The sequence below is a fragment of the Aeromicrobium sp. PE09-221 genome (assembly GCF_002174305.1).
Lineage (GTDB): Bacteria > Actinomycetota > Actinomycetes > Propionibacteriales > Nocardioidaceae > Aeromicrobium.
Map to the genome: position 1 here is coordinate 97,604 of NZ_MIJB01000018.1, position 17,506 is coordinate 115,109.

Here is a 17,506-nt window from a genome sequence, read left to right on the forward strand (position 1 = left end):
GGCGATGCCCCGGCACCTGCTCTCCGCCGCCGACCTGGACCACGAGGCCGCCACGCGCGTGCTCGACACCGCCGAGGAGCTGCTCGGCGTCGCTCAGCGACCGATCAAGAAGCTGCCCACGCTCCGCGGCCGCACGGTCGTGAACCTCTTCTTCGAGGACTCGACGCGGACGCGCATCTCCTTCGAGGCCGCCGCCAAGAGATTGTCCGCGGATGTCATCAACTTCTCGGCCAAGGGGTCGAGTGTCAGCAAGGGCGAGAGCCTCAAGGACACCGCTCTCACCCTGCAGGCGATGGGCGCGGACGCCGTGGTGATCCGGCATCCCGCCTCGGGAGCGCCGCACCGGCTCGCCACCAACCGCTGGATGAGCGGCGCTGTGGTCAACGCGGGTGACGGCATGCACGAGCACCCCACGCAGGCGCTGCTCGATGCCTTCACGATGCGCCGTCATCTCGGCGATCTCTCGGACAAGAGCGTCACCATCGTCGGTGACGTCCTGCACAGCCGGGTCGCCCGCTCCAACGCGTTGCTGCTGCACACGCTCGGTGCCGATGTCACACTCGTCGCGCCGCCCACGCTCCTTCCAGTCGGCGTCGAGAGCTGGCCGGTGACCTGCTCCTATGATCTCGACGACAGCCTGGAGAAGGCCGATGCCGTCATGATGCTGCGAGTGCAGCGGGAGCGGATGAACGCCTCGTTCTTCCCGAGCGCCCGGGAGTACAGCCGTCGCTATGGGCTGGACACCGCGCGCATGAGCCGGCTGCCGGATCATGCGATCGTCATGCACCCGGGTCCGATGAACCGGGGCATGGAGATCACGGCCGATGTCGCGGACTCGCCGCGCTCGGTGATCGTCGAACAGGTCACCAACGGCGTCGCCGTGCGGATGGCCGTCCTATATCTACTGCTCGGCGGTGCCGAGAACGAGGAGATGGCATGAGCGAGCGGAGCGAGCGAACAATGGACACTACGTCATGCCGGTACCGCCTATGGTGCGGTTTCTTTCAGGCGGTGACGGCATGACCACTATCATTCTGCGCCGGGTGCGCCCCCTGGGCGGGGAGCCCGTCGACATCGCCATCGAGGACGGCCTCATCACCGCCATCGGCACCGGCCTCGAGGGCGATGAGGTCATCGAGGGCGGCGGCTGTCTCGCGCTGCCCGGCCTCGTCGACCTGCATACGCACCTGCGCGAACCCGGACGTGAGGATGCCGAGACCGTCCGCACCGGGTCCCAGGCCGCCGCACGAGGTGGATTCACCTGTGTGCACGCGATGGCCAATACCGAGCCCGTCGCCGACACCGCCGGTGTCGTCGAGCAGGTGTACCGGCTGGGCGTCGAGCACGGTTTCTGCGACGTGCAGCCGATCGGCGCCGTGACGGTGGGCCTGGAGGGGGAGCGCCTCGCCGAGCTGGGCGCCATGGCCACCTCTGCCGCCGGGGTCCGGGTGTTCTCCGATGACGGCAAGTGCGTGTCCGATGCGGTGCTGATGCGGAGGGCGCTGGAATACGTCAAGGCCTTCGACGGAGTCATCGCCCAGCACGCCCAGGAGCCGCGGCTCACCGAGGGCGCGCAGATGAACGAGGGCGCGCTGTCCGGTGAGCTGGGCCTCGCCGGCTGGCCCGCGGTCGCCGAGGAGGCGATCATCGCCCGTGACGTCCTGCTCGCCGAGCACGTCGGCTCGCGACTTCACGTGTGCCATCTGTCCACGCGCGGCTCGGTCGAGATCGTGCGCTGGGCCAAGAGCCGCGGTATCGACGTCACCGCCGAGGTGACCCCGCACCACCTGCTGCTGACCGACGAGCTGGTGCGGAGCTACGACCCTATCTACAAGGTCAACCCGCCGTTGCGCAGTGCCGATGACGTCGCCGCCGTCCGCGAGGGGCTGGCCGACGGCACCATCGACATCGTCGCCACCGACCACGCACCACATCCGATGGAGGACAAGGAGTGCGAATGGGATGTCGCCGCCTTCGGCATGCTCGGCCTGGAGACCGCGCTGTCGATCGTGCAGCAGACGATGGTCGACACCGGCGCGATCGGCTGGGATCGCGTGGCCGAGGCGATGTCCGCGGCTCCCGCGCGCATCGGCCGCGTCGAGCGGCACGGACGGCCGTTGGCCGTCGGTGAGCCGGCCAATATCGTCCTCTACGATCCGTCGGCGACCCGCGTGGTCGAGCCGGCGGACACCGCCTCGCTGTCCCGTAACACCCCCTATACGGGGATCGAGTTGCCCGGCCGGGTCGTCGCCACACTGCTGCGCGGCCGTCCGACCGTCCTGGACGGCACCCTCGTCGAGCAGGAGGTCTCCGCATGACTGAGAGCATCCCCGCCGTGATCGTCCTGGAGGACGGCCGCGTCTTCCACGGCGAGTCCTATGGCGCCCAGGGCACCACCATCGCCGAGATCGTCTTCAACACGGGCATGACCGGCTACCAGGAGACATTGACCGATCCCTCGTACCGTGGGCAGATCGTCGTCATGACCGCCCCGCATATCGGCAACACGGGGGCGAATGCCGAGGACTTCGAGTCCCGCCGTGTCTGGGTCGACGGATATGTCGTGCGCGATCCCGCGCGGCGTTTTTCGAGCTGGCGCGCCGATCGCAGCCTCGATGAGCTGCTGCGCGACGAGGGGGTCGTGGGTATCAGCGGCGTCGACACGCGGGCACTGACCCGGCACCTGCGCGAACGCGGCTCGATGCGGGCCGCGATCAGTAGCGAGACCCTCGACACCGATGCACTCGTGCTGCAGGTCAACGAGGCCCCTCCGATGGAGGGCTCGAACTTCCTCGCGGACGTCACCACCCCCGAGGCCTATGTCGTCCCGGCGGTGGGGGAGAAGCGGTACACCGTCGCCGCACTGGACCTCGGCATCAAGGGCATGACCCCCCGGCGCATGGCCGAACGCGGTATCGAGGTCCATGTACTGCCGGCCACGTCGACCATCGACGATGTCCTCGCCGTCGACCCCGATGGCGTCTTCGTCTCCAACGGACCCGGTGATCCCGCGACCGCCGACCGCCCGGTCGAGGTGGTGCGCGGAGTGCTGGAACGCAAGATCCCCTTCTTCGGGATCTGCCTCGGCAATCAGATCTTCGGTCGCGCCCTCGGGCGGGGCACGTACAAGCTGGCCTACGGGCACCGCGGCATCAACCAGCCTGTGCAGGACCGCACCACCGGCAAGGTCGAGGTCACCGCGCACAACCACGGTTTCGCGGTCGACGCGCCGCTCGACACCGACTTCGAGACGCCCTTCGGGCCCGCGCACGTCACGCACGTCGGCCTCAATGACGATGTGGTCGAAGGGCTCGCACTGCGCGAGCAGCCCGGCTTCAGTGTCCAGTACCACCCCGAGGCGGCAGCGGGCCCGCACGATGCCGCCTATCTGTTCGATCGGTTCGTCGAGACCATGAGCCGCTCCACCACCATGTCCGAGGGGACGGTCTGACATGCCCAAGCGGAACGACATCCAGTCCGTCCTCGTCATCGGCTCCGGCCCGATCGTCATCGGCCAGGCGTGCGAGTTCGACTACTCAGGCACCCAGGCGTGCCGCGTGCTGCGTGACGAGGGCATCCGGGTCATCTTGGTGAACTCCAATCCCGCGACCATCATGACCGATCCGGAGTTCGCCGATGCCACCTATGTCGAGCCGATCACGCCGGACTTCGTCGAGAAGGTCATCGCCGCGGAGCGCCCCGATGCCCTGCTGCCGACCCTCGGCGGACAGACCGCCCTCAACGCCGCGATCGCCCTGCACGACAACGGGGTGCTGGAGAAATACGGCGTAGAGCTCATCGGCGCCTCGGTCGAGGCCATCGAGAAGGGCGAGAACCGCGAGATCTTCAAGGAGATCGTCGAGGGCCTGCCGCCCGAGTGGGGTGCCGAGGTCGCCAAGAGCGCGATCTGCCACTCGATGGAGGAATGCCTTGAGGCGGTCGGCGAACTCGGCTACCCCGTGGTGGTGCGCCCCTCGTTCACGATGGGTGGCTCGGGCTCCGGGCTGGCCTATGACGAGGCCGACCTGCACCGCATCGCCGGCAACGGCCTCGCGCTCAGCCCCACTACGGAAGTGCTCCTGGAGGAATCCATCCTCGGGTGGAAGGAGTACGAGCTGGAGGTCATGCGCGACAAGGCCGACAATGTCGTGATCGTGTGCTCGATCGAGAATGTCGACCCGGTCGGCGTGCACACGGGCGACTCGATCACGGTCGCTCCCGCCATGACTCTGACCGATGTCGAGTACCAGCGGCTGCGCGATATCTCGATCGGCGTCATCCGCGAGGTGGGCGTCGACACCGGTGGCTGCAATATCCAGTTCGCGGTCGACCCGGCGACAGGACGCGTCGTCGTCATCGAGATGAACCCGCGCGTGTCCCGGTCGAGCGCCCTGGCCTCGAAGGCCACCGGCTTCCCGATCGCCAAGATCGCCGCCAAGGTCGCCATCGGCTACACCCTCGACGAGATCCCCAATGACATCACCGCCGAGACCCCGGCCTCCTTCGAGCCGACCCTCGACTACGTCGTGGTCAAGGTGCCGCGCTTCGCCTTCGAGAAGTTCCCGGCAGCCGATGCGACGTTGACGACACATATGAAGTCCGTCGGCGAGGCGATGGCGATCGGCCGCAATTTCACCGAAGCCCTGCAGAAGGCCCTGCGTTCGCTGGAGCGCAGCGGCGCGGAGTTCGACTGGACCAAGGAGTGGGTCGACCTCGACAAGGACACGCTCCTCGCCGAGATCGCTGTCCCGCACGACGGGCGGCTCAAGAAGGTCATGGACGCCATCCGCGCCGGCGCGACCCCGGACGATGTCTTCGACGCCACCGGCATCGACCCGTGGTTCGTCGACCAGCTCATGCTCATCAACGAGGTCGCCCAGGAGCTCATCGAGGCCGAGGAGCTGTCGCCGGGGCTGTTGCGCCGGGCCAAGCGGCACGGTTTCAGTGACAGCCAGCTCGGCCGGATCCGGGCGATGTCGGCCGACGTCGTGCGCGGGGTGCGGCACGCCCTCGGCGTGCGCCCGGTCTACAAGACCGTCGACACCTGTGCCGCGGAGTTCGCCGCGCAGACGCCGTACCACTACTCGTCCTATGACGAGGAGACCGAGGTCGAGCCGCGCGAGCGTCCCGCCGTGCTGATCCTCGGCAGCGGCCCGAACCGCATCGGCCAGGGGATCGAGTTCGACTACTCCTGCGTTCACGCCGCCCTCGCGCTCAGCGAGGCCGGTTACGAGACGGTCATGGTCAACTGCAATCCCGAGACCGTCTCCACCGACTACGACACCAGCGACCGGCTGTACTTCGAGCCGTTGACGCTCGAGGACGTCTTGGAAGTCGTCCACGCCGAGCAGCAGGCCGGTCCGGTCGCAGGGGTCATCGTGCAGCTCGGCGGACAGACGCCGTTGGGGCTTGCCGCCGGGCTGGAGGCCGCCGGCGTACCCATCGTCGGGACGCCCCCCGCGGCCATCGACCTCGCGGAGGAGCGAGGTGCCTTCGGGCGGGTGCTGGAGGAGGCCGGCCTGCCGGCGCCCAAGCACGGCACCGCCACGACCTTCGAGGGAGCCAAGCGGGTCGCCGACGAGATCGGCTACCCCGTGCTCGTCCGTCCGTCCTATGTGCTCGGCGGACGCGGCATGGAGATCGTGTACGACGAGGAGGCGCTCAAGAGCTATATCCGTACCGCCACCGAGATCTCGCCGGAGCGCCCGGTTCTCGTCGATCGCTTCCTCGATGACGCGGTCGAGATCGATGTCGATGCCCTGTACGACGGTCAGGAACTGTTCTTGGGCGGCATCATGGAGCACATCGAGGAGGCCGGGGTTCACTCGGGCGACTCCGCGTGCGTGCTGCCGCCGATCACCCTCGGACAGCTGGAGATCGACAAGATCCGTGCCTCCACCGAGGCGATCGCTGCCGGGGTCGGCGTCCGCGGGCTCATCAACATCCAGTTCGCCTTGAGCTCGGACACCCTGTTCGTGCTGGAGGCCAATCCGCGCGCGTCGCGCACTGTCCCCTTCGTCTCCAAGGCGACGGCCACGCCGCTGGCCAAGGCCGCCGCGCGGCTGATGCTCGGTGAGTCGATCGCCGAGCTACGGGCCGCCGGCGTGCTCCCGGAGGGGAATGACGGGGGGAGTCTGCCGATCGAGGCGCCGATCGCGGTCAAGGAGGCGGTGATGCCGTTCAACCGGTTCCGCACCTATGAGGGCACCTATGTCGACACGGTGCTGGGTCCGGAGATGCGGTCCACGGGCGAGGTCATGGGCATCGACGCCTACTACGGGGCGGCCTATGCCAAGAGCCAGGCGGGTGCGCAGAACGGGCTGCCGACCTCGGGCAAGGTCTTCGTCTCGGTCGCCAATCGTGACAAGCGGCACATGATCTTCCCGGTCAAGCGGCTGGCCGATCTCGGCTTCGAGATCCTCGCCACGACCGGCACGGCCGAGGTGCTGCGCCGCAACGGCGTCCAGGCGACCGTCCTGCGCAAGCTCCACGAGGGTGAGGACGTCGACAGTGCGCGCAGCACGGTGGTGGACAAGATCCACGCCCGTGACGTGCAGCTGATCATCAACACCCCGCACGGCATCACCAGCGGTGGCAGCCCGCGTGTGGACGGTTACGAGATCCGCACGGCGGCGGTGGCCGAGGGCATCCCCTGCATCACGACGGTGCAAGGCCTCGCGGCGGCCGTGCAGGGCATCGAGACCCAGATCGCGTCATCGATCGGCGTGCGATCGTTGCAGTCCTGGGCGGCATCGATCGGCGAAGGACGGTCGGCATGAGTTTCGGGTCGCGGGTCCAGGCCGCGTCGCAGGCGTACGGACCGGTCTGCGTGGGCATCGATCCGCACCCGGGGCTGTTGGAGCAGTGGGGGCTGGAGGACTCCGTCGAGGGTCTGGAACGGTTCGCCGCGACCTGTGTCGAGGCTTTCGCCGGGCAGGTCGCCTTCGTCAAGCCCCAGTCCGCCTTCTTCGAGCGCTTCGGCTCGCGGGGTGTGGCGGTACTGGAGCGTACGATCGCCGACCTGCGACACACCGGTTCGTTGGTGATCCTCGATATCAAGCGCGGTGACATAGGCTCGACCGCCGCGGCCTATGCGACGGCCTATCTGGACGAGGACTCGCCGATGGCGGTGGATGCCGTCACGGTGAGCCCGTATCTGGGCTTCGGCACGCTGACGCCGTTCTTCGCGGCCGCCGAGTTGAACGATGCGGGAGTGTTCGTGCTCGCGTTGACCTCGAATCCGGAGGCACCGCAGGTCCAGCATGCCGTGACGGAGTCCGGTCGCACCGTGGCCGGCTCGGTGCTCGCGCAGCTCAAGGCCGCCAACGAGGGTCTGACGCCGATGGGGCCGCTGGGTGCCGTCGTGGGTGCCACCATCGGCGCGACCGATGAGGATCTCGATATCGGCGGTCCGCTGCTCATCCCGGGTTTCGGCGCGCAGGGCGGGGGGACAGACGACCTTGACCGCCTGTTCGGGCACCTGCCCACCGAGCGGCTGCTGGTCTCGACCTCGCGCGGTGTGCTCTCCGCCGGCCCTGACGTAGGCGCCCTGCGCGCCGCTGCCGCCGACCTCAACGAGCAGCTGACCCGCGGCTGACTCGTCCCCGCTCGGCGCGACCTCGATCCTCGGCGCGCTCATGGTCGCCATCGGTGGTTGCGTTTCCATTGTCGGGTTCCGGGTCGTCGGAATTCGGGGATGCCGTCGTGGGGGTTGAGGCGGCATTCGAGGTGTCCGGTGTGGATTTGTCGGTGGTGCTCCGCGCACACGGGGATGGCGTCTTTCAGATTCGTGGAGCCGCCGTCTGCCCAGGTTCTATCCCCATGATGGGCTTCACACCATCCCGGCGGGCGATCACAGTCCGGGGCAGCGCATCCGTGGTCGCGGTTGGCGATCGCGATCCGCTGATACCGGGTGAAGAGTCGTTCTTCTCGTCCGAGGTCGAGGGGAACCGATTCGCCCCCGAAAACTTGGGGGAGTAACTTCGCGTCGCAGGCCAGTCTTCTGACCTGTCCGGGGCTCATTCTGGTGCCGTCGGTGGTGATGGTCCCGGGTGCGGCGTCCTCGATCCGGCCTTCCAAATCTTCGAGGTTCATGTTGACGGTGACGAGGACGTTGTTGCCGCCGTGGTTCGGGAGCCGGTCGGTGGGGACGCGTTCGATGAGCTCGCAGAATCCTTGTCCGACGCGGGTGGCGTAGTCGTCGATCTCGCGTCCGAGCATGCCGGCGCGGCGCGGTGACGCGTAGGCGTCCAGCACGGTCTTCAACATCGCTGCCTGCGCATCCGGGATGGTGAACCGCCCACTGGTGGTGCCGTCACCATTCGCCCACATGGACAGGCGGGTGGCGTTCCAGGCGCGCTGTTCCCGCTCGACCAGCAGCTCCGATTCGTGGCGATCCACGGTGGGCTTGTCGGCCCATTGGTCGGCGATCCGGTCCGCCCGGGCGCGCAGGTCCTTGGGCGTAAACCGCCGCGCATCGGCAATCAGAGTCCGCTCTGCGGTGACCCGCTGCTCGTCGGTGGTGTTCCCGGGAAGGTTCTTCAACCCATCGGTGATGATCCGAGCCTGGGCCAGTGTCAGATCACCCGCCGACAAGGCCTGGTCGGTGAGCGATTCCTCGGGGACATCGCGGGCCATACCGAGCAACCGGTTCCCGGCCGTGCGGTCGTTACCCAGGTCGCGTCCGAGCAGGTCACCGGTACTGGCGGCGCCTTGCCTGCGGGCGAGGCGGCTGTCGTGGATCACCCGCGCCGCCCGCACCGTCAGCGCGTCGAGCCGGTTCTTCACCCGCCCCACCTCGCTCGTGAGGTGTTGTGCGTCGGCGGGGGTGAGCCCGGACCGGACGAGGGGATCGAGCCTGCCGATCACCCCCTGCAGCGCGGCAAGCTCCGCACCCAATGGTGTGGGTTCGCTGAGTGCTGCGACCATCCCTGCTCACCCCCTAACAGTGAAACCCATTTGATGTCGAACTGGTGTTCGATCTGGATCCTACTTTAGAGCACCCTGCCGACACTTTCTGCCGTCATCCACACCCACCCCAAACTGGCTTTCGTTGTGACGGTCGCGTGGTAGAAAAGTGATGCTGAAACCGGCCCGCGCAGGCGGGGATGATCCCTGCCGCACGTCCGTCCTCGACGTCAGCGCCTTGTGCTCCCCGCGCAAGCGGGGATGATCCGGTTATCCGCCTCGTTGCGGACCGTTCACGCAGGATGTGCTTTCGTGGTCGTCCTGGCAGCCGTGAAAGCACATCCTGCGTCGCCCTTCCTCCGGCGAACGGCAGGAGAGCGGCCGTCGGTGGTTGACAGCTCACCGCCATGCGCCCGAGCTCGATCTCGGTGCGTAGTCAACCGCCCTCGGTGATCGAAGGCTGACTGCTGACCGATTTCGTGCGGCGACCGAGTTCCGCGGGTCGTCGATCATCAGCCAGTCCGGACACGGCGTTCACCGAGCACTGGGCGCCCGGCGCGACCTAGTAGGGTCGTGGGAGTGAGGAACCGCTGGGTTGGTGCAGCCGTCGTGCTGCTGGCGACGACGACGTTGTCGGGCTGCTTCGGCAGCGATCCGTACTGCGACGCCGTCAAGGAGCATGAGGAGACCCTGAACTCCTTCGGAGCCGAGCGCACCGATGCCGCCTATGCCGACTACGCAGCCGCGGCCACCGAGATCGCGGAGGCGGCACCGGAGTCCATCGCGCCCGACTGGGAGACGATCGCCGAGGTCACCGACGGCGTCATCGCCGCGCAGTCCGAGGCGGGCGTACCGTTGGAGAGCATGGGCGACTCCGACACCGTGGCGCAGCTGTCCCAGGAGCAGCGCGACGCGCTCAACGCGTCCTACCAGGCGTTCAACGACACGGTCGAGCAGCGTCGGGCCGTGGTCGCCGATATCGACGACCAGTGCGGCGTCACCCTCGAGCAGCCGGAGGCGAAGGAGTAGCGATGGCCCTGCCCCCCTTGTCCGATGAGCAGCGCCGCGAGGCGTTGGCCAAAGCGGCCCGTGCGCGGGTGGCGCGCGCCGAGGTCAAGAACCGCCTCAAGCACTCGGGTGCCTCGATCGGCGAGGTGCTGAAACTCGCCGGTTCCGACGAGGCGATCGCCAAGATCAAGGTCCTCGACCTCCTGCAATCGATGCCCGGTGTCGGCAAGATCACCGCCAAGGAGATCATGGACCGGCTCGGCATCGCCGAGTCGCGTCGATTGCGGGGTCTCGGGCCCCACCAGCGACGTGACCTCGTCGCCGAGTTCGCGCGCCGCGGCCGATGACGGCGCGTTCGCGCTTGGTGGTCCTCGCGGGACCCACGGCGGTCGGCAAGGGCACGGTCGCCGCGCGCGTCCGCGAGACCCGCCCCGATATCTGGATCTCCGTCTCGGTGACCACTCGGGCGCCGCGTCCCGGTGAGGTCGACGGACGGCACTACTGGTTCGTCACCGACGAGGAGTTCGACCGGCTCGTCGCGGAGGACGGACTGCTCGAATGGGCCGTCGTGCACGGGCGGCACCGGTACGGGACACCCCGGGCGGCCGTCGAGGAGCGGCTGGCGGCCGGAAAGCCCGCTCTGCTCGAGATCGACCTGCAGGGCGCTCGACAAGTACGCGAGCGCATGCCCGAGGCGCTCATGGTGTTCCTTGCGCCCCCCAGCTGGGACGAGCTGGTGCGCCGCCTGGTCGGCCGTGGCACCGAGACCGCGGCTGAACGTGAACGTCGCCTGCAGACCGCGCGCGAGGAACTGGCAGCACAAGCCGAGTTCGATGTCACGATCGTCAATACCAATGTCGATGAGGCGTGCGCGGAGTTGGTAGAGTTGTTCTCGAACATGAGCTCCTCGACCGCCGAATAGCCACGCGGCCCTGTCCGCCGTCGCGCACGACCGTCGCCGCGCTCGCCCTGCACACCGACCACGAGAGGTGCGGATCTTCGTGTCCACCACCCGTTCCGCCGCCGAAGGCATCACCAACCCTCCCATCGACGACCTGCTCGAGAAGACTGATTCCAAGTACAAGCTGGTGCTCTACAGCGCCAAGCGGGCCCGACAGATCAACGCCTACTACTCGCAGCTCGGCGAGGGCCTGCTCGAGTACGTCGGTCCGCTGCTGGAGACCGAGGTGCAGGAGAAGCCGCTCTCGATCGCGCTGCGCGAGATCAATGAGAACCTCCTGACCGTCGAGGACATCGACCCCGAGGCCGAGGCGGCTGCCGCCCAGGCGGCGCGCGACGCCGCCAGCGAGAGCTGATCTCTCACCCATGAGCTCGATCGTCCTGGGGGTCAGCGGGGGGGTGGCGGCCTATAAGGCGGCGCTGCTTCTGAGGCTGTTCACCGAGGCCGGTCACGAGGTGCGGGTCGTTCCCACCGAGGCCGCGCTCGAATTCGTCGGCGCGGCCACCTGGGAGGCGCTCTCGGGCCGGCCGGTGCAGACCGGCACCTTCGAGAACGTGCCGCAGGTGCCGCACGTCGCGATCGGGCAGCACGCCGATCTCGTCGTGGTGGCTCCTGTGACGGCCAATACCCTCGCCAAGGCGGCGCACGGTCTCGCCGACGATCTGCTCACCAATACGCTGCTCACCGCCCGCTGTCCGGTCGTCTTCGCCCCGGCGATGCACACCGAGATGTGGGAGAACGCCGCGACCCGGGCCAATGTCGCCACCTTGCGTGAGCGGGGCTCGACCGTCATCGAACCGGCCGTCGGACGTCTAACGGGGGCGGATTCGGGGGCCGGCCGCCTGCCCGAGCCCGAGGACATCTTCGCCGTCTGCCTGCGGGTGCTCGCCGGCCGTCCTCAGGACCTGACCGGCCGGAGGGTCGTCGTCAGTGCCGGGGGCACACGTGAGTTCCTCGATCCCGTGCGCTTTCTCGGCAATCGCTCTTCGGGGCGCCAGGGCCTCGCGCTCGCGCAGGCGGCTGCCGCGCGAGGAGCAGAGGTGACCCTGGTGGCGGCCAACGTCTCCCTCCCCGCGCCGGCCGGTGTCGAGCGTGTCGATGTCGTCACGACCGCGGAGCTGCGTGACGCGGTCGTGAAGGCCGCCGCGAGTGCGGACGCAGTCGTCATGGCCGCCGCCCCCGCCGACTTCCGTCCGGCCAGCTATGCCGCTGCCAAGATCAAGAAGGTCCCCGGGGGCCAAGCGCCGACCATCGAACTGGTCGAGAATCCCGATGTCCTCGCCGAACTGGTGCGCTCGCGCCCGAACGGCTCCAGTGAACCGTTCATCGCCGGATTCGCTGCCGAGACCGGTGACGAGGACGCCAGCGTCATCGAGCATGCACGTGCCAAGCTGGCCCGCAAGGGCTGCGATCTGCTGGTCGTCAACGATGTCAGCGCCGGAGCGGTCTTCGGAGCCGACGACAACGAGGTCATCCTGCTGACCGCCGATGGTGCAGCGCAGCCGCTCGCGCGGGCGGCCAAGGCCGAGATCGCGGACGCGATCTGGGACACGATCGTCCAACGACTGGGATGACCCGGCAGACTGGCGGCGCGCTAGTACAGTACTGACGTCGTCCATCATCAGGAGAGTCCTTCACCGTGAGCCGTTTGTTCACCTCCGAGTCCGTGACCGAGGGTCACCCGGACAAGATCGCCGATCAGATCAGCGACAGCATCCTCGATGCCCTGCTCGCGGTCGATCCCAAGAGCCGCGTCGCGGCCGAGACCTTCGTGACCACCGGTCTGGTGCTGGTCGGCGGCGAGGTCACCACCGAGGCTTATGCCGATATCGCCCGCATCGCCCGTGACCGCGTACTGGAGATCGGCTACGACTCGTCCACCAAGGGCTTCGACGGTGAGTCCTGTGCCGTGCAGGTCACCCTCGACGCGCAGTCGCCCGATATCGCGCAGGGCGTCGACACCGCCTTCGAGGGACGCACCGGCGTCTCGGAGGACCCGCTGGACCGCCAGGGCGCGGGCGACCAGGGACTCATGTTCGGCTTCGCGATCGACGAGACCCCCGAGCTGATGCCGTTGCCGATCACCGTCGCCCACCGGCTCTCCGAGCAGCTGACCCGGGTCCGCAAGGACGGCACGCTGCCGTATCTGCGTCCGGACGGCAAGACCCAGGTCACCATCGAGTACGGGGACGACGACAAGCCCAAGCGGGTCGAGGCGATCGTCATCTCCACGCAGCACGAGGACGGCGTGGACCTGGAGAACCAGCTCCCCGCCGATCTGAAGAAGCACGTCATCGACGTGGTCCTCGCCGACTACGACATCGACGCCAGCGACGTCAAGCTGCACATCAACCCCACTGGGAAGTTCGTCATCGGCGGGCCCATGGGCGATGCCGGCCTGACCGGTCGCAAGATCATCGTCGACACCTATGGCGGCTACGCGCGTCACGGCGGTGGCGCGTTCTCCGGCAAGGACCCGAGCAAGGTCGACCGGTCGGCTGCCTATGCGATGCGCTGGGTCGCCAAGAACATCGTCGCCGCGGGACTCGCCAGCAAGGCCGAGGTGCAGGTGGCCTATGCGATCGGCGTCGCGCACCCGGTGGGCTTCTATGTCGACACCTACGGCACCGAGACCGTTCCGGTGGACACGATCCGTGAGGCCGTGCTCGAGGTCTTCGACCTGCGTCCGGCCGCGATCGTGCGCGACCTGGACCTCTTACGCCCGATCTACGCGCAGACCGCGGCGTACGGTCACTTCGGTCGCCCGGGTCTGCCCTGGGAGTCCACGGATCGCGCCGACGCCCTGCGCGCCGCGGCCGGCCGCTGACCGCCCCGCGAGAGAGTGAGGCCGACGGCGGGAGAGATCTGATCTCTCCCGCCGTCGGCGTCTGAGGGGACGACCGTGCTCGATCCGAACTGGGTCTTCCTCAGCGCGGTGATCGGGCTGTTCGGGAGCCTGCGATATGCGGCGGCGACCGTCGCCGGGCGAGTTACGCCGAACCTGGTGACGTGGTCGCTGTGGGCGGCCGCTCCGCTCATCGCCTTCCTCGCCCAGCTCGACTCCGGGGTGGGGCTGCCCGCGGTGCCGACGCTGTCCGCGGGACTCGGACCTCTCGTCGTGGTCGTGGCGAGCCTCGTGGCGGGGCGACATCGCGCGATCGTCGGTCCCTTCGACCTGGCCTGCGGGGCGACGGCCGCGGTGGCGCTCGGGGTATGGGTCGGTCTCGGTCAGGCGCCCGTGGCCGTCGTCATCGCCGTGGTTGCGGACGGTGTGGCGGCCCTGCCGACGATCGTCAAAGCCTGGCGTGATCCCTGGTCCGAGCAGGCGACCTTCTATGCTCTCGTCGGCCTCGGTGCCGTGATCACGCTGCTGACCATCACCTCCTGGGAGCCGGCGGCGTGGGCCTTCGCCGGCTACGTCCTGGTGCTGAGCGTGCTGCTGTGTGTCCTGCTCGTCGTCCGTCGGCGTCACCTGCGCTGATTCGCTGTCGGTGGCTGCTGGGAGAATCGCAGCGTGGAGGAACAGCTCGCGATGGTCCAGGCGGTGGCGGCTCGCGGTCCTGCCTCGGTCGCGCGGGTGCTGATCGATTCGCCCCTGCCGCACCTGGACCGGCTGTTCGACTATCGAGTGCCCGAGGAGCTGGCCGCGGACGCGCAGCCGGGATGTCGCGTCAAGGTGAGATTCGCCGGCAAGCTCGCCGACGGTTTCGTGGTCGAGCTCGCCGACTCCACCGATCACCAGGGCACGCTCGCGCCGCTGCACAAGGTCGTGTCGCCCGAGTCGGTGCTGCGGCCGGAGGTGCTGCGCCTGGCGCGTGCGGTCGCCGAGCGCTACGCCGGGACCGTCGCAGATGTCCTCCGGCTCGCCATTCCGCCGCGTCATGCTCGTGCTGAGGCGCATCCCACCGCCGACCCCGCCCCGCCTCCGGATGATCCGGGCTGCGCCGCCTGGTATCCCTATGTCGACGGGCCCGCCTTCGTCCATGAGCTGGCCACGGGACGCTCGCCGCGCACGGTGCTCGCCGTCCTGCCGCGGCACGAGCCGGAGCGAGCGGTCGCCGAGGCGGTGGCGGCCGCAGCGCGTTCGGGGCGCGGCGCGATCGTCTGCGTGCCCGATGTCCGGGATGTGGAGCGCTGGGACGCGGTCTTCACCGAGGTACTGGGGGAAGGCCGGCACGTCCGGTTGACCGCGGCTGAGAAGCCCGCCGTCCGCTATCGCTCCTTCGTGCGCGTGGCGCGTGGCGAGGTGTCCATCGTGCTGGGCACCCGTGCCGCCGCCTATGCACCGGTGCGCGATCTGGGGCTCGTGGCGATGTGGGACGACGGCGACGACCTCTTCGCCGAGCCGCGTGCGCCCTATCCGCATGCGCGCGAGATCCTGCTGACCCGCGCCGCGCAGGAGGATGCGGGAGTGCTGCTCGCCTCTTACGCGCGTTCGGTCGAGGCCCAGTCGGTGGTGGAATCGCGCTGGTGCGCCGACCTCGGTGGCGATCAGGCGGCGCGTCGTCGTGAATGGCCGCAGGTGACGGTCACCGACGGCACCGAGATGGGGGCCGCGCCGGTGCGTCTCCCTCGGCACGTCTTCACCGCGATCCGCGGCAGCGGCGGACATGTCCTTGTACAGGTGCCGCGTCGTGGCTATCGCAGTTCGCTGGCTTGCCAGAGCTGCCGGACGCCCGCGCGTTGTCGGCACTGCGAAGGGCCGCTCGTGCAGACCTCGGCGCATGCCCCGGTCGCGTGTCGCTGGTGCGGTGCGCAGGAGGAGCAGTGGCGCTGCTCCTCCTGCGGCAGCGACCGGCTCCGCGCCCCCGTCGTCGGCCAGTTGCGCACGGCCGAGGAGTTCGCGCAGGCATTCTCGAGCCATCGGGTCGTCACCTCCGGGGGCTCGTCGGTGCTCGACGCCGTCGAGCCAGGCGTCGACGAGCACCTGCTGGTCCTGGCCACGCCCGGAGCCGAACCCGTGGTTCCCGGGGGCTATTCGCTGGTCGTGCTGCTGGACACCTGGCTGATGCTCGGACGCGACGAGGTCCGCGTCGTCGAGGAGTCACACCGGCGTTGGTTCAACGCCCTCGCGCTCGCTGCGCATCACGGGCGGGCGGTGGCCGTGGGTGACCCGGCCGTCCTGCAGGCGCTGATCCGCGCCGATCCCGCCGGACTCGCCGCCCGCCAGCTGGCGGAACGGGCCGAGACCCATCTGCCGCCGATCGGGCGGTTGGTGACGATCGACGCGGCACCCGAGGTGGTGGCCGAGTCGGCGCGACGTGACTGGACGCCGCACACGGAGATCCTGGGCCCGGTGCCGGTCGATGCCGTGCGTGAACGATTGATCCTGCGTGCACCGCGCCGTGAGGGCCTCGCGCTCGCCCGTCTCGTCAAAGAGGCGTCCGCGCAGCGCAGCGCTGCCAAGCTGCCCGCCTGGCGGGTGCAGGTCGATCCGATCGACTTCTGATCTCACCCGGTGGCGGCAGGCTGTCAACCGCTCCGGCTCCGGTGGCGGTCGCTGGTCGCGCTTTCGAGCCCGGCAGCGGGACGCCAGCAACGTCATCGGCCGGGCGATGAGGTTGATGGTCTACCGCCAGGGGATCGCCGTGCCACCGGACGGCCTAGACTCGATCGACGTGAGAGTCGTCTTCGCCGGAACCCCCGAGACTGCCGTCCCGACACTGCGCGCCCTGCTCGCGAGCCGGCACGAGGTGGTCGCCGTGGTGACCCGACCCGATGCCCGCGTCGGACGCGGACGACGGCTCGAACCGTCCGCCGTGGCGGTGGCCGCCGAGGAGGCGGGCCTCCCGGTTCTCAAACCGGTCTCGGCCTCGGAGCCGGCGTTCCTCGATGAGCTGCGGTCGCTTAATCCCGATATCGGAGCGATCGTCGCCTACGGCGCCTTGCTGCGCCGCGATCTGCTCGACCTGCCGGAGTTCGGCTGGATCAATCTGCATTTCTCCGTCTTGCCGGCCTGGCGCGGCGCCGCACCGGTCCAGCGCTCGATCATGGCCGGGGACGAGGTCACCGGGGCGACGGTGTTCAGCCTCGTCGAGGAGCTCGACGCCGGCCCCGTGCTCGGCACGATCACCGAGCGCATCCGTCCCGAGGACACGTCGGGCACGCTGCTCGATCGCCTCGCCGCCCTGGGATCGGGCCTGCTGGTCGATGCGGTGGACCACATCGAGGATGGCGATATCGGTGCCATCGCCCAGCCCGAGGAGGGGGTGTCCTATGCGGCGAAGCTCGGCACTGAGGACGCCCGGATCCTCTGGGATCGCCCCGCCTTCGCGGTCGACCGACAGATCCGCGGATGCACCCCCGCCCCGGGCGCTTGGACGACATACGATGAGGCTCGGCTCAAGGTCGGCCCGGTCGAGATCGCCGAGTCCCGTGACCTGGCCCCGGGTGAGGCACGTATCACCAAGCGCGAGGTGCTCGTCGGCACCGCCACCGAGGACATCCGGCTCGTGCGGGTGCAGCCCCACGGCAAGAAGGAGATGGACGCCGCCGACTGGGCGCGCGGCCTCGGCGGAGCGGCGACGGTGACGCTGCGATGAGCATGGCCAGAACCGCGATGTGCTCCCTATCCGTCAACCGGAGGCGTGCTCGGTCGACAGATGGGGAGCACATCTCGGTCCAGGTGGG

General features: G+C 68.8%; 15 protein-coding genes. 14 read left to right on the forward strand and 1 reads right to left on the reverse strand.

Going from position 1 to position 17,506, the window contains the following annotated elements; all coding sequences use genetic code 11:
* The first annotated feature begins 4 nt into the window (after positions 1-4).
* The 5 genes from BHE97_RS09770 (at position 5) to pyrF (ending at position 7,597) form a co-directional block, all read left to right on the forward strand.
* On the forward strand, positions 5-940 hold the full coding sequence (locus BHE97_RS09770) for an aspartate carbamoyltransferase catalytic subunit (protein WP_087623892.1): 936 nt from the start codon (positions 5-7) through the stop codon (positions 938-940).
* A 79-nt stretch (positions 941-1,019) separates the two neighbouring features.
* Complete coding sequence (locus BHE97_RS09775; protein WP_087623841.1) at positions 1,020-2,318, forward strand: dihydroorotase; 1,299 nt, start codon at positions 1,020-1,022, stop codon at positions 2,316-2,318.
* On the forward strand, positions 2,315-3,451 hold the full coding sequence (gene carA / locus BHE97_RS09780; protein WP_087623842.1) for a glutamine-hydrolyzing carbamoyl-phosphate synthase small subunit: 1,137 nt from the start codon (positions 2,315-2,317) through the stop codon (positions 3,449-3,451). The genes BHE97_RS09775 and carA overlap by 4 nt, the downstream gene beginning before the upstream one ends.
* A gap of 1 nt (position 3,452) precedes the next feature.
* Positions 3,453-6,779: a carbamoyl-phosphate synthase large subunit gene (gene carB, locus BHE97_RS09785; protein ID WP_087623843.1), complete on the forward strand. Its 3,327-nt coding sequence runs from the start codon at positions 3,453-3,455 to the stop codon at positions 6,777-6,779.
* A complete protein-coding gene (gene pyrF, locus BHE97_RS09790) occupies positions 6,776-7,597 on the forward strand; it encodes an orotidine-5'-phosphate decarboxylase (RefSeq protein ID WP_087623844.1) in 822 nt (273 codons plus the stop codon). Before carB ends, pyrF begins: the two co-directional genes overlap by 4 nt.
* A 38-nt stretch (positions 7,598-7,635) precedes the next feature.
* On the opposite strand, the gene BHE97_RS09795 is transcribed toward pyrF, so the two are convergent.
* Complete coding sequence (locus tag BHE97_RS09795) at positions 7,636-8,928, reverse strand: HNH endonuclease signature motif containing protein (protein ID WP_087623845.1); 1,293 nt, start codon at positions 8,926-8,928, stop codon at positions 7,636-7,638.
* A gap of 558 nt (positions 8,929-9,486) precedes the next feature.
* Between BHE97_RS09795 and BHE97_RS09800 the strand changes: the two genes are divergently transcribed.
* The 9 genes from BHE97_RS09800 (at position 9,487) to fmt (ending at position 17,418) form a co-directional block, all read left to right on the forward strand.
* Positions 9,487-9,936 carry a hypothetical protein gene (locus BHE97_RS09800; protein ID WP_140400081.1) on the forward strand — a complete coding sequence of 150 codons (450 nt, stop codon included), beginning with the start codon at positions 9,487-9,489 and terminating at the stop codon, positions 9,934-9,936.
* Between the two features lie 2 nt (positions 9,937-9,938).
* Complete coding sequence (gene mihF, locus BHE97_RS09805) at positions 9,939-10,262, forward strand: integration host factor, actinobacterial type (RefSeq protein ID WP_087623847.1); 324 nt, start codon at positions 9,939-9,941, stop codon at positions 10,260-10,262.
* On the forward strand, positions 10,259-10,837 hold the full coding sequence (gene gmk / locus BHE97_RS09810; protein ID WP_087623848.1) for a guanylate kinase: 579 nt from the start codon (positions 10,259-10,261) through the stop codon (positions 10,835-10,837). The genes mihF and gmk overlap by 4 nt, the downstream gene beginning before the upstream one ends.
* A 79-nt stretch (positions 10,838-10,916) precedes the next feature.
* Positions 10,917-11,231: a DNA-directed RNA polymerase subunit omega gene (gene rpoZ, locus BHE97_RS09815; protein WP_087623893.1), complete on the forward strand. Its 315-nt coding sequence runs from the start codon at positions 10,917-10,919 to the stop codon at positions 11,229-11,231.
* A gap of 10 nt (positions 11,232-11,241) precedes the next feature.
* A complete protein-coding gene (gene coaBC, locus BHE97_RS09820; RefSeq protein WP_087623849.1) occupies positions 11,242-12,450 on the forward strand; it encodes a bifunctional phosphopantothenoylcysteine decarboxylase/phosphopantothenate--cysteine ligase CoaBC in 1,209 nt (402 codons plus the stop codon).
* 65 nt (positions 12,451-12,515) lie between these two features.
* The gene (metK, locus tag BHE97_RS09825; protein WP_087623850.1) at positions 12,516-13,703 is read left to right on the forward strand and encodes a methionine adenosyltransferase; all 1,188 of its coding nucleotides are present in this window, start codon (positions 12,516-12,518) and stop codon (positions 13,701-13,703) included.
* A gap of 75 nt (positions 13,704-13,778) precedes the next feature.
* The gene (locus tag BHE97_RS09830; RefSeq protein WP_087623851.1) at positions 13,779-14,357 is read left to right on the forward strand and encodes a hypothetical protein; all 579 of its coding nucleotides are present in this window, start codon (positions 13,779-13,781) and stop codon (positions 14,355-14,357) included.
* Positions 14,358-14,390: 33 nt separating this feature from the next.
* On the forward strand, positions 14,391-16,325 hold the full coding sequence (locus tag BHE97_RS09835) for a primosome assembly protein PriA (protein ID WP_201791400.1): 1,935 nt from the start codon (positions 14,391-14,393) through the stop codon (positions 16,323-16,325).
* Positions 16,326-16,494: 169 nt separating this feature from the next.
* Positions 16,495-17,418 carry a methionyl-tRNA formyltransferase gene (gene fmt / locus BHE97_RS09840; protein WP_087623895.1) on the forward strand — a complete coding sequence of 308 codons (924 nt, stop codon included), beginning with the start codon at positions 16,495-16,497 and terminating at the stop codon, positions 17,416-17,418.
* Positions 17,419-17,506: the final 88 nt, after the last annotated feature.

Excerpts from the sequence above, each read along its gene's own strand:
- BHE97_RS09770 (WP_087623892.1), top strand. The coding sequence starts at position 5 with ATGCCCCGGCACCTGCTCTCCGCCGCCGACCTGGACCACGAGGCCGCC.
- BHE97_RS09775 (WP_087623841.1), top strand. The coding sequence starts at position 1,020 with ATGACCACTATCATTCTGCGCCGGGTGCGCCCCCTGGGCGGGGAGCCC.
- carA (WP_087623842.1), top strand. The coding sequence starts at position 2,315 with ATGACTGAGAGCATCCCCGCCGTGATCGTCCTGGAGGACGGCCGCGTC.
- carB (WP_087623843.1), top strand. The coding sequence starts at position 3,453 with ATGCCCAAGCGGAACGACATCCAGTCCGTCCTCGTCATCGGCTCCGGC.
- pyrF (WP_087623844.1), top strand. The coding sequence starts at position 6,776 with ATGAGTTTCGGGTCGCGGGTCCAGGCCGCGTCGCAGGCGTACGGACCG.
- BHE97_RS09795 (WP_087623845.1), bottom strand. The coding sequence starts at position 8,928 with ATGGTCGCAGCACTCAGCGAACCCACACCATTGGGTGCGGAGCTTGCC.
- mihF (WP_087623847.1), top strand. The coding sequence starts at position 9,939 with ATGGCCCTGCCCCCCTTGTCCGATGAGCAGCGCCGCGAGGCGTTGGCC.
- gmk (WP_087623848.1), top strand. The coding sequence starts at position 10,259 with ATGACGGCGCGTTCGCGCTTGGTGGTCCTCGCGGGACCCACGGCGGTC.
- coaBC (WP_087623849.1), top strand. The coding sequence starts at position 11,242 with ATGAGCTCGATCGTCCTGGGGGTCAGCGGGGGGGTGGCGGCCTATAAG.